Genomic DNA, 11465 nt, shown 5'->3' on the forward strand with positions numbered 1-11465 from the left:
TGCTTGCGACATATTATTATAAAATGTTTTCTATGAAATGTAAAAGAGCCTTTTGTTACTAATGCTGAAAAGCTAGCTCTTGTTTAATTGATTGTAAAGAATTAGCGAATAATTCTGGTTCTTCTAAATCAGGAGAATGTGCTGAATTTGGGAACCAAATCATCTTTTTTATAGGCGCTTCAATAATATCGCAATATTCCTGAACGAGTGCATAAGGAGTTTGATAATCATAGCGACCAGAACAAAAATAAACTGGAATAGATAAACTTGAAATAGAAGAAAAGAAATCGATTGTCAGCATTTCTTCCCATAAAACACCAGATTTTAAATTTCCTGCGAGAAACTTGAACCAATCTAATAGCGTATATTCAGGAGAAAAGAAACCTTTTCGTATGAAAGAAAAGGAAGATCCGTTTTGGATTGCGCCTCCAAATGTGCCAAGCCACTTTCTTTGAATAATGAGACGTCTCGTATCTAAAAATGGTGGTTTGCCTAATTTTAAAAGGGAAGCTAATGCTTTTTTATGATCATGTTTTTTTGCAGAATGAATTAAATGTTGATATAGCAATTCTTCATTTTGTTTCATATGTACAATTTGCCCAATACCGATGTAAGCCTCGATATACTTTGGATATTGATGTGCTATGTTAAGCCCAATAATACTTCCCCAAGAATGACCAGCGAGAAATAGTTTTTGTTTGTTGAACCTTTTAAGTACATATTGAATCACTTCTTTTGCATCGGAAACGAATTGTTCGATTGTGAAATTTGCTCCGAAATCTTTCATTGAAAAGGATTTACCAGCCCCGCGCTGATCCCAATTAATAACAATAAATTGCTTCTCTAATTCTTTTTGAAAATGGCGAATAAATCCGATTTGTGCCATCCCAGGTCCGCCGTGACAGCATAATAAAATAGGTTGCTCTACGTTTTGTCCACGCATAAGGAGAGTTTGTTTTCGATTATTAATCATAACGCTTTCTATCGTAGCGATACTATTAGGAATAAGTTGTTTGTTTTCGTTATAGAACTGAGGGGTGTAGCTACGAAAAAGCATATTGAAAACCTCCTTTTGTGAAATCGTATGAATCGCACAGGCTATTCATTTTGCATATACTGTTAGAAAATCATTGTAACATACCATACTAGTGTCATTTCAACACGGGAGGAGGGAAATTGTGACGATTGGAGAAATTATAGATGGTTTAAATAGACGTGAATCCATCGCTATTATAGCAAAACGTCTTGAAATAAGCCCGTATACATTATCGAAGAAATTAAGATTGATTGGATACGAATATGATGGAGAGCAGAAGAAACGTATTTTTGTAGGAGATGGAGAAGAACCACGTCACTTACAACTCCAAGAAGCGACCGCCCTTCAATATGAGAAAACAGATTATCAATTATTAATTTATGAGCAATTACAAAGCATTTATGAGTTATTAAGAAAAAGAGAAGAAGTAATTGCACCAATTGTGAGTAAAAGTACAGAGAAAAAGAGACGGACCTTTTCTATTAATACAGAAATATTAGCAAGATTGGACCTTATATCAGAATCGAAAGGAATTCAAAAATCTAAACTTGTAGAAGAGGCGTTGCAACAATTTTTACAGCAATATGAAGTTGACAAAACATCACATTTTGATAACTAAAGAAAAGGATACTGTGTTCATTAGAAGAACGAGTATCCTTTTTATGATGTATATTACGTATAAAATAGAGGATCAGTACAAATCCTTTATGCGTGAAAAATGAAATTTATTATTAGAGAAACACTTAATTTACTTTTTGAATTCTTCCATCAATAACTGGCTGAATTGGTTCTTTTAATTGTTTTACGTAATTGACTAACGCTTCAAAGTCGTTTGGCCCAGTTTCTGCATTTTTACCATTTTTAAATGATACGAATCCATCACCGCCAGAAGCTAAGAAGGCATTTGCAACTACGCTATACGTTGTAGATGGAGATAATTCTTCTCCGTTTGTTAAACGTATATTTGTAACTTTTTCACCGTTTGGTTTATTTGCATCCCACGTATATTGAATACCTGAAATTTGAAGCATTCTTGTTGTTCCCTTTTGCCATTGCTGATTTAAAATATCGCGAATGTCTTGACCTGTTAAATTTACTTTAATCAATTGATTTCCAAAAGGTTGAATGCCGTATAACTCACCCCACGTAATATCACCAGCATCTAAGTCATTACGAATGCCACCAGGATTCATGAGGGAGATTTGAGTTTGCATCGTTTGACGCTGAGCATCGGCAACTAAATTTCCAAGAGTGGACTCACCAGCATCATTTTGTTTACGGTCGATAGGTGCTGTAGATTTTCCGACCACTTCATTTACAAGTGGTGCGATTTTTTCTTTATATTGATCTAGTTTTTTCTTTACTTGTTTATCAGGTTCTACACCTTCATGATACGTTGTAACAACTTCAGCTTTTTTCTTTACAATATCCTTTGTTTTACGATCAATTGTTACATCGACGTCTGAGAAAGCCATTCCATATGAATTTGCTTGGACAATTAGTTTATTATTTACTGTACCATTTACATACGTATGACTATGTCCACCGAAGATAACATCAACTTCTGGGTCTGTTTCATTTGCAATTCGAGTAAGGTCGCCATTTGTTACCCCAGACTCATCGGTTGTTCCACCGACATGAGCAAGAACGACGATAGATTTAACGCCGAGGCGTTTTAATTGTTGTGTTGATTTATTAATTGCTTCTACTTCATCAGTAATTTGTACATTGTTAAGCATCGTAGGCATAACAACATTTGGTGTATCAGTTGTAACAACCCCAATGAATCCTACAGGAACACCATCTACCATTTTTACAGTAAATGGTGGTAAAAATAAGCGGCCAGTTGATTTGTTATAGAAATTAGCAGCTACATAGGGGAAGTTAGCCCCTTTGAAATTTCCTGTTTTTTCATGATATCCACCGTAAATGAGGCGTTTCATTTCATCAATGCCTTCATCAAATTCATGGTTCCCGATTGTACCGACATCAAATTTTAAGTCATTTAAAAATTCAATCGTCGGTTCATCTTGTAATAATGCTGAAACTGGTGGACTAGCTCCGACGATATCACCAGCATGTACGAGAAGTGTATTAGGGTTTTGTTTTTTATGTTCTTTTAAATAAGTAGCTAAGTAATCAGCGCCACCAGCTTCTTTATTATTGATTTTTTTAACAGTATCTAGTTGTCCATGGAGATCATTAATACCAAGCATTTGTACGTCTATGTAGCGGTTTTGTTCAGCTGGATTCTGAGATGGGGGAGCGGCAAATACGCTTGAAAAAGTAATGGTGCTTAAAACAGCAACGGCAGGAATAATTTTTTTCCACATAATATAATTCTCCTTTTTTATAATCTGACATCATACGACATAATTTTAATAGATTCATAGGATTATAGCTACATAAAAATTTAGTCTTTTCGAAAAATTAACATATTTACAAAAAGTGAATAATAGAGTAAAGACCCTTTTTTATTGTCGATTTCATTGTGTATCTACTATAATGGAGAAAAAAGTAAAAGGTGAGTAGCATGAAGAAAAAGAAACAAAGACAAATGCAAAGACAATCACAAGTGAATCAACCAAAGAAAGAAACACTTACATTAGGCGATCAATTAAATGATTCACTCATGCAACAATTAAAGAGTAAGAAGAAAGAGTTGCAAGTGAGGGAAGAGGAAAAAGAGGCAGCTGAACTGGAAAGAAAGCGCCAAGAACAAAAAGAACGTGAAAAGAATAAATCATTTGAAGAACTGCTAAGTGAAAGTAACCTTACTTGGAAAGACTTTAAATAATAAAAAAATGATCAGTGAAATACCACTGATCATTTTTTGACGAGCTTGTAAGAAAAGGGGAGTTAGAATGAGAAAAATTGTCGTTGTTCCACATGAAAACCATTGGAGTGAAAAATTTCAAATGGAGGCTAAAAGATTAAAATCAGCGATGCCAGAAACGGTAAAAATTCATCATATTGGAAGTACGTCAGTTCCCGGACTGGCAGCTAAACCTATTATTGATATGATCATGGAAGTAGAAAATATCGAAAGAGTAGATGGGTGGAATGAACGATTTATAGAGCTTGGTTACATCGTAAAAGGGGAAAATGGTATTTCAAGACGCCGATATTTTATTCATGGAACTGAAGAAAAACGCTCGTATCATTTACACGTGTTTGAAAAAGGAAATCCAGAGATAGTAAGGCATTTAGCATTTCGTGATTATATGATGGCTCATTGTGAAGAAGCAGAGGCATATGCAACCTTAAAGAAAGAATTAGCCGAAAAGTATACATATGATGGCGCGTTATATACGGAAGGAAAAAATGAGTTTGTGCGCAATGTGGATGAAAAAGCGAAAGAATGGAGAAAAAATAACGTGAATGAATGAGTTCACGCTATTTTTTAGCTATATAAAAGTGTTATGTAAACTGTACGTATGTTTTGACTTTTGGGATGAATCTTGTTGAAATAAAATTGTGGCTTATAAAAAATGTAACAATGAAAGGGAGACGACTGTGCATATTCCAACAACTACACTTCATAATGGCGTGAAAATGCCGATGATTGGTCTAGGCGTATATAAAGCGAAAGAAGGAGACGAAGTAAAGCAAGCAGTAAAAACAGCGTTAGAAGTTGGATACCGTTCGATTGATACAGCAACTGTATATGAAAATGAAAGCGGTGTCGGAGAGGCGATACGTGAATCAGGAATTCCAAGAGAAGATATATTTATTACAACAAAAGTATGGAACGACGATCAAGGATATGAGGAGACACTCGAGGCGTTTGAAAAGAGTTTGAAAAAATTACAAATGGACTATGTAGATTTATATTTAATACATTGGCCGGTAAGAGGGAAGTATGTTGATACGTACCGAGCTTTAGAGAAATTGTATGAAGAAGGTAAAGTGCGTGCGATTGGTGTTTCTAATTTTCATAAACATCATTTAGAACTATTATTACCAAATTGCAAAGTGAAGCCGATGGTAAACCAAGTGGAACTTCATCCGATGTTGACGCAATTTGAGTTGCGAAATTATTGTCAAGATGAGCAAATTCAAATGGAAGCATGGAGTCCGTTAATGAGGGGCGGAGAAGTATTCCAGCATCCAATCATTCAGGCTATTGCTAACAAATATGAAAAAACACCTGCACAAGTTATATTAAGGTGGGATATTCAAAGCGGGATTGTTACAATTCCTAAATCTGTTACACCATCTCGTATTAAAGAAAACTTTACTATTTTTGATTTTGCACTAACTGAAGAAGAGATACGTCAAATTAACACGTTGAATCGTGATTTACATGTAGGAACGAATCCTGATAAATATGATACGTTATAAAAAAGACTGTCTCCTAATACTGGAGACAGTCTTCTGTTTTATCGGTAATTCGATATTTTTAACGATGCAAAGCATATGTGTCATATTTAACAATCTTTTGAAGTTGTATATATTCTTCTTTCGTTAAAGGTAACTGTTGACTAGCTCGTATATTTTCCTGTAATTGTTGAAGAGAGCTTGCACCAGGTATAATAGCTGCAACAGTCTTATTATGTAAGCAATATTGAATAGCTGTTCCTGTTAAAGAGCGTTCTCCAATTATTTCTTTTACACTTGCTAGAGTTGCATGTAATTCATCGTAAGAATAAGAGAGATAATCCTTTTCCTTTACTCTTTCTATCTTTCTTGCATTATTGTCAGTTAAAATTCCTTTTGCAAGTGGCCCGCGGGCAATGACGCTAATTTGGTGTTCATTTAGAAGGGGGAACCATTCTTCTGGACGACGATTTAAAAGGTTATATTCCATTAGTACACTAACGATGTTTGAGCGTTTTGCATATTCACGAACGACATTTGGGCGTATAGAAGAAATACCGTAATGGCGAATAATACCTTCCTTTTTCAATTCTTCAAAAGCTTCAATTGTTTCATCTATTGGATCTTCAATTGTTCCGCCATGAAGTTGGTAAAGGTCAATATAATCAGTTTGAAGTCTACGTAAACTTTCCTTTACTTCAGTCTTTATGTAAGCTTTAGAAGGATCCCAAGACCAGCCATTTTTTTCTTCTGTCCAACGATTTCCAACCTTCGTTGTAAGTACAATTTGGTCTCTTCTTCCCTTCAAGGCTTTTCCAACAAATTCTTCATTTAATCCGTAATCATATAAATCTGCTGTATCAAAAAAATTAATTCCTAAATCGATCGCTTCATCGATAATATGCATAGCTTCTGTTTCAGATGTACCGAGAGACATACAGCCAAGGCCCATTTCTGTAACAAACAAATCTGAGTTTCCTAATTGACGTTTTTTCATAGGTCAACCTCCTTACCTTTATTGTACGAGAGGGAAAAGAGGTTGACAAACGTTTACTTTCCGCTTCGCATTAACTGCCCGTAAAAGCATGATTAATGTTTCACTTTATTTGCTGTAATCCACTCTTGTACAGTTGTATACTCTTTGCTATATTGCTTTAGCTTATGGCGAATTTGCCATGCTTTTCCGACTAAAGTGACGCGATTTGGTAAAATATAAACTTTCATTTCTATCACGCTCCTTTCAATGTGGTAAAATGTATGAGGAAAGAATAGGAAATAGAACAGGGAGATGAAGTAGTATGAGTAATCTTGCAGAGAGAACAGTAAAAACTGAGCCAATTTTTGATGGTAGAGTTATAAAAGTTCGTGTTGATGATGTAGTATTACCAAATGGAGCAATGAGTAAACGTGAAATTGTAAATCACCCTGGTGCAGTTGCTATTATTGCTATTACTGATGAGGGGAAAATTGTGCTTGTTGAGCAGTATCGTAAAGCACTTGAAAAGGCGATTATAGAAATTCCGGCTGGCAAGTTAGAACCTGGTGAAAAACCTGAGGTAACAGCAGTTCGTGAATTAGAAGAGGAAACAGGATATGTATGTGAAAATATGGAGCTCATTACTTCTTTCTATACATCTCCAGGATTCGCAGATGAAATTTTATATGTATATAAAGCGACAGGTTTGACAAGAAAAGAAAATAAAGCTGAGTTAGATGAAGATGAGTTTGTGGAATTAATGGAAGTATCGTTAGAAGAAGCGATTACTCTTATGAAAGATCTTCGTATTCATGATGCGAAGACGATGTTTGCAGTACAATATTTACAACTACAAAAATAAACACTCGCCAAAGGCGAGTGTTTTTTAATTGATTTTTGCATATACACGTGCATCACGTAAGCTACCATCTGGTGCTAGGAAATCATTTTCCATTGTCCCTTCTAGAATGAATTCTAGACGTTCTGCTAAGCTACATGCATTTATATTTGTTGCATCAGTACGAATTTCAATTCTTCTAGCGCCTAGTTTATCAAAGGCGAACTGAATTGCACCTTTAACAGCTTCGGTCATATAGCCTTGTTTTGTATAGGCACTATGTAGCCAGAAGTGAAGTGAAAACTTTGGAATATCCCAGTTTTCAGGCTTTAGTGTAATTGCTCCGATGAATGTACCAGATACTTTATCGTATAAGTGAAAATCAAGTGTTTCACGAAGTAAAAACTGTCCGTGAGCTTCGCGAACAATTTCTTCAGCACTCTCTTCTGTTTCAGCGTTAATTGGTATCCACGGTACTAAGTCTTCTAGAGAAGCTTGGATTGCTTCATATACTTCTGCACCATCACCTGGAAATGGTTTACGAACTTGCAAGCGTTCAGTTTGAAATAATGTTGGAAAATCTAATAATAATGGTTTCAAGAGAAATCCCTCCTATTCTCTACTTTTTAGTTTAGCAAAGTAGAGCGGAATTTCAATGTTAATTCGTCATACTTTTTTCTTTCTTTCATACATTTTTAATAAGAGTGTGAACGGAGGGAAGAAAAATGTGGCGAAAAAATTGGCAAGACCGTGTAATGTCTCACATACAGGAAAACTCTTCATTATATATATTTAACGCTGTTTTATTATTGATGGGAGTAATATTCGGAGCCATTCTCGTGAATAGTTTACAAATCAATCAAAAACAAGATTTATCATTTTATTTACAACGTTTTTTTGGACAAGTCTCTAAAGGAGAATTTGCCATTGCGGGCGAAATGTTTCGAGAAAGTTACTTTTCGCAATTAAAATACATCGGATTTATTTGGATTTTAGGAATTTCAATTATTGGATTACCACTTATTTTTATTTTATTATTTGTAAAAGGAGTTGTCGTTGGATTTACAGTTGGTTTTTTAGTAAGTCAGCATGGATGGAATGGACTATTATTAGCATTTGTATCTGTTTTGCCACAAAATTTAATTATCATTCCAGTCTTTCTCGTTATGACAACCATTGCTGCAAGTTTTTCTTTACGGATGATTAGGCATCAATTTATTAGAAAAATAACCGAGCCACTATTACCATTATTAATCCGTTATACATGCTTCTTTCTCGTAATTGGAGTGGTGTTAGCACTTGCTTCTAGTGTGGAGGCTTACGCATCACCAGTTTTAATGAAAGAAGTCGTTGAGGCTATTAATAAAAAATAAATACTTTTTGAGAATAATTATCAATTTGTTTTTATTGTTTTTTCTTTTGACAGAAGCCCTTCTTCTGATATAATGGTGTAAGAGTGGCGAGGAGGGAGTAGTACCGAATGGAAGAAAGAATTGAACGAATTAAGAAGCAATTACATGCAGCGAGCTACAAATTAACACCGCAACGTGAAGCAACAGTTCGTGTGCTGCTAGAAAATGAAGAAGATCATTTAAGCGCAGAAGATGTTTACCTCCTTGTAAAAGAAAAGTCGCCAGAGATCGGATTAGCAACCGTCTATCGAACTTTAGAACTATTATCTGAGTTAAAAGTTGTCGATAAGATTAACTTCGGAGACGGTGTTTCACGCTATGACTTACGCCAAGAAGGTGCGCAGCGTTTCCACCATCATTTGATTTGTACACAATGTGGTGCTGTACAAGAAATACAAGAAGATTTACTTGGTGAAGTGGAAAGGAAAGTAGAACGAGACTGGAGCTTTAAGGTGAAAGATCATCGTTTAACATTCCATGGGATTTGTAAAAATTGTCAAGAAAATGAAACGGATGAAAAATAACCTTTTCCTATTTATCTAGGAAGAGGTTTTTTATTTGAATAAGGTATAAATTGGTGAAAGCTTGGCATATGTTGTAATAACTTATATTTTGGAGGAATTTACAATGCGCCGAGCTTTAAAATTAACTTTTGATGGAATAAAAGTATTTTTATTATTTACAAGTTGTACGATTTTGTTTTATTTCGCTATACTATGGATAAATGAAGAATATGAAAGCTATCATCGTTATGAAAAACCTAAAGAAGAGACTGTAGAAAAAGTATCAGGGAATGAAGAACCGGCAAAGGATGCTTTCGTAAATAGAATGATGTTTTTCTATGAAAATGGGGAGTAGTGTAGAGTGGAAGATCAATTAAAAGATTTTATTCATTATATGGTTGTCGAAAAAGGATTAGCAAAGAATACAGTAGTATCGTATGAACGGGATTTAAAAAGCTACGTAAAGTATTTGCAAAATGTGGAACAGACGAAAACTTTTCATGAAGTGACCCGTTTACACATTGTTAACTTTTTGCAGTATTTAAAAGAGAACGGAAAATCTTCGAAAACATTGGCGCGTCATATCGCATCAATTCGTTCGTTCCACCAATTTTTACTTCGTGAACGAGCGGTAGAACACGACCCATCCGTACATATTGAAACGCCACAAGGGGAACGGAAATTACCAAAAGTATTATCAGTTGATGAAGTAGAGGCGTTACTTCAAACACCAAAAATGACAAGTGCTTTTGGTATTCGTGATAAGGCGATGCTAGAGTTACTGTATGCGACAGGACTTCGTGTTTCAGAATTGATTGCACTCAATTTAGAAGATGTACATTTAACGATGGGATTTGTTCGTTGCATAGGGAAAGGGAATAAAGAAAGAATTATTCCACTAGGAAGTTTAGCAACGGAAGCGATTCAAAAGTATATTGAAAAAGGAAGAAGAGAATTAATGGGGAAAAAAGTAGTAGATGCACTCTTTTTAAACCATCATGGTAATCGATTATCAAGACAAGGATTTTGGAAAATATTAAAACGATTAGCGAAAGAAGCAAACATTGAAAAAGAGCTTACACCTCATACGTTGCGTCATTCGTTTGCTACGCACTTATTAGAAAATGGAGCAGATTTACGTGCTGTACAAGAAATGCTTGGACATGCAGATATTTCAACGACGCAAATCTATACGCACGTTTCAAAAACTAGATTAAAAGATGTATATAAACAGTTTCATCCGAGAGCATAGTTACTATGCTCTTTTTTTCATAGATTAAGAGGGAAAGACAGTTTCACAGAAACTTCACAAACATTTCGTATATTGTTTTCAGCAGAAGACTGGAATATTACAATGTATTTCCTCTATACTAAATAAAGTATAAAGGAGGAAATGATGATGAAAAAACTGATTATAACTTTATTTATCGCGATGCTAGCGTTGGCTGGCTGTAATACAAACAAAGAAGAACCGAAAAAAGAACAGAAACTTGAAGCTGTAAAAGTAGCAGTCCAAACAAATCCGAAAGAAATTAAACCAGGTGAAAAAACAGAAGTACAAGCACTTGTTACACAAGGGAAAGAAAAAGTAACGGATGCCGATGATGTAAAGTTTGAAATTTGGAAAGATGGCGACGAAAAGCACGAGATGTTAGATGGTAAGCATAAAGGAAAAGGTGTTTATGCAGTAGAGAAAACATTCGAAACGGATGGAGTATACCATATTATCGCTCACACAAATGCACGTGAAATGCACGTTATGCCAGAAGTGAAAGTTGCTGTAGGAAATGCGAAAGTAGAAGATGCGAAAAAAGAAAATAGTGATCACAGTGCAGGACATGGAGATCATAAAAGTGACACAATGATCCATCTTATGGCTGGAGACATAAAGGCAAATGCTGAATCTACAATGAAAGTTCATTTAAAACAAAAAGAAGAAGCCCTAACTGGTGCTGAAGTACAACTAGAGATTTGGAAAGATGGTGTTGAAAAACACGAATTTATTCCAGCGAAAGAAGGGAATAAAGGAGAGTATGAAACGAAACATACTTTCAAAGAGAACGGTGCTTACAAAGTGAAAGTACATGTAAGAAAAGGCGAATTGCATGAACATAAAGAGGAAACAATAGAAGTAAAATAAAAAGTAGCTCTTTAGAGCTACTTTTTATTTTTAATATGAAGAAATAAATCATAAAAAAATTAGCACTTCGTTGCAGAATGGATTACAATAGAAGTGTGAAGAAAATGAGAAATTCTACGAAAATGTATTAAAAAGAAAGCGTAAACATGTTATGATATCAGTATCAGATGTCTGACATCTGACTTAGAAAAAACTAGAAATGTTTTTGAATCGTTTCAAGTAAACGAAATAGGTTAGAAA

The 11465-nt window shown here is 34.9% G+C and carries 15 protein-coding genes; 10 read left to right on the forward strand and 5 right to left on the reverse strand.

Going from position 1 to position 11465, the window contains the following annotated elements; all coding sequences use genetic code 11:
- Positions 1-58: 58 nt before the first annotated feature.
- Positions 59-1057 (reverse strand): alpha/beta fold hydrolase, encoded by a 999-nt coding sequence (locus DN404_RS13915; RefSeq protein WP_000898973.1) that lies wholly within the window; start codon positions 1055-1057, stop codon positions 59-61.
- A 121-nt stretch (positions 1058-1178) separates the two neighbouring features.
- Between DN404_RS13915 and DN404_RS13920 the strand changes: the two genes are divergently transcribed.
- The gene (locus DN404_RS13920) at positions 1179-1655 is read left to right on the forward strand and encodes a ribbon-helix-helix domain-containing protein (RefSeq protein WP_000151931.1); all 477 of its coding nucleotides are present in this window, start codon (positions 1179-1181) and stop codon (positions 1653-1655) included.
- 124 nt (positions 1656-1779) lie between these two features.
- Here the strand turns inward: DN404_RS13920 and DN404_RS13925 are convergent, their stop codons facing one another.
- Positions 1780-3369 carry a bifunctional metallophosphatase/5'-nucleotidase gene (locus tag DN404_RS13925; RefSeq protein WP_000265553.1) on the reverse strand — a complete coding sequence of 530 codons (1590 nt, stop codon included), beginning with the start codon at positions 3367-3369 and terminating at the stop codon, positions 1780-1782.
- Positions 3370-3569: 200 nt separating this feature from the next.
- Here DN404_RS13925 and DN404_RS13930 point away from each other — a divergent pair, with 200 nt between their 5' ends.
- The 3 genes from DN404_RS13930 (at position 3570) to DN404_RS13940 (ending at position 5380) form a co-directional block, all read left to right on the forward strand.
- Positions 3570-3833: a YqkE family protein gene (locus tag DN404_RS13930; protein ID WP_000727561.1), complete on the forward strand. Its 264-nt coding sequence runs from the start codon at positions 3570-3572 to the stop codon at positions 3831-3833.
- Positions 3834-3900: 67 nt separating this feature from the next.
- Positions 3901-4425 carry a GrpB family protein gene (locus DN404_RS13935; RefSeq protein WP_001227186.1) on the forward strand — a complete coding sequence of 175 codons (525 nt, stop codon included), beginning with the start codon at positions 3901-3903 and terminating at the stop codon, positions 4423-4425.
- 127 nt (positions 4426-4552) lie between these two features.
- Complete coding sequence (locus DN404_RS13940) at positions 4553-5380, forward strand: aldo/keto reductase (protein ID WP_000547992.1); 828 nt, start codon at positions 4553-4555, stop codon at positions 5378-5380.
- Between the two features lie 58 nt (positions 5381-5438).
- On the opposite strand, the gene DN404_RS13945 is transcribed toward DN404_RS13940, so the two are convergent.
- Both DN404_RS13945 and mciZ read right to left on the reverse strand, forming a co-directional pair.
- Entirely contained in the window at positions 5439-6353 is a 915-nt protein-coding gene (locus DN404_RS13945; protein WP_044307304.1) for an aldo/keto reductase, read from the reverse strand.
- A 92-nt stretch (positions 6354-6445) separates the two neighbouring features.
- A complete protein-coding gene (gene mciZ, locus DN404_RS13950) occupies positions 6446-6580 on the reverse strand; it encodes a Z-ring formation inhibitor MciZ (RefSeq protein ID WP_000870302.1) in 135 nt (44 codons plus the stop codon).
- 74 nt (positions 6581-6654) lie between these two features.
- On the opposite strand from mciZ, the gene DN404_RS13955 reads away from it, so the two are divergent.
- Positions 6655-7194, forward strand: a complete 540-nt coding sequence (locus DN404_RS13955) for an NUDIX hydrolase (RefSeq protein ID WP_000067042.1) — start codon at positions 6655-6657, stop codon at positions 7192-7194.
- Positions 7195-7218: 24 nt separating this feature from the next.
- Here the strand turns inward: DN404_RS13955 and DN404_RS13960 are convergent, their stop codons facing one another.
- On the reverse strand, positions 7219-7770 hold the full coding sequence (locus DN404_RS13960; RefSeq protein WP_000803479.1) for a GNAT family N-acetyltransferase: 552 nt from the start codon (positions 7768-7770) through the stop codon (positions 7219-7221).
- A 155-nt stretch (positions 7771-7925) separates the two neighbouring features.
- Here DN404_RS13960 and spoIIM point away from each other — a divergent pair, with 155 nt between their 5' ends.
- The 5 genes from spoIIM to DN404_RS13985 all read left to right on the forward strand — a co-directional run bounded on the left by spoIIM (position 7926) and on the right by DN404_RS13985 (position 11225).
- The gene (gene spoIIM, locus DN404_RS13965) at positions 7926-8543 is read left to right on the forward strand and encodes a stage II sporulation protein M (protein ID WP_013142149.1); all 618 of its coding nucleotides are present in this window, start codon (positions 7926-7928) and stop codon (positions 8541-8543) included.
- Positions 8544-8650: 107 nt separating this feature from the next.
- Positions 8651-9106, forward strand: coding sequence for a ferric iron uptake transcriptional regulator (gene fur, locus DN404_RS13970; protein WP_000392657.1), 456 nt, complete (start codon positions 8651-8653; stop codon positions 9104-9106).
- Positions 9107-9209: 103 nt separating this feature from the next.
- Positions 9210-9440 carry a YqzK family protein gene (locus tag DN404_RS13975; protein WP_001250432.1) on the forward strand — a complete coding sequence of 77 codons (231 nt, stop codon included), beginning with the start codon at positions 9210-9212 and terminating at the stop codon, positions 9438-9440.
- A 6-nt stretch (positions 9441-9446) separates the two neighbouring features.
- On the forward strand, positions 9447-10337 hold the full coding sequence (gene xerD / locus DN404_RS13980; protein WP_000390088.1) for a site-specific tyrosine recombinase XerD: 891 nt from the start codon (positions 9447-9449) through the stop codon (positions 10335-10337).
- A 147-nt stretch (positions 10338-10484) separates the two neighbouring features.
- Positions 10485-11225 (forward strand): FixH family protein, encoded by a 741-nt coding sequence (locus DN404_RS13985; RefSeq protein ID WP_000733456.1) that lies wholly within the window; start codon positions 10485-10487, stop codon positions 11223-11225.
- The last annotated feature ends 240 nt before the right edge of the window (positions 11226-11465 follow it).

It is taken from the genome of Bacillus sp. TE8-1 (genome assembly GCF_008368855.1).
GTDB lineage: Bacteria > Bacillota > Bacilli > Bacillales > Bacillaceae_G > Bacillus_A > Bacillus_A cereus.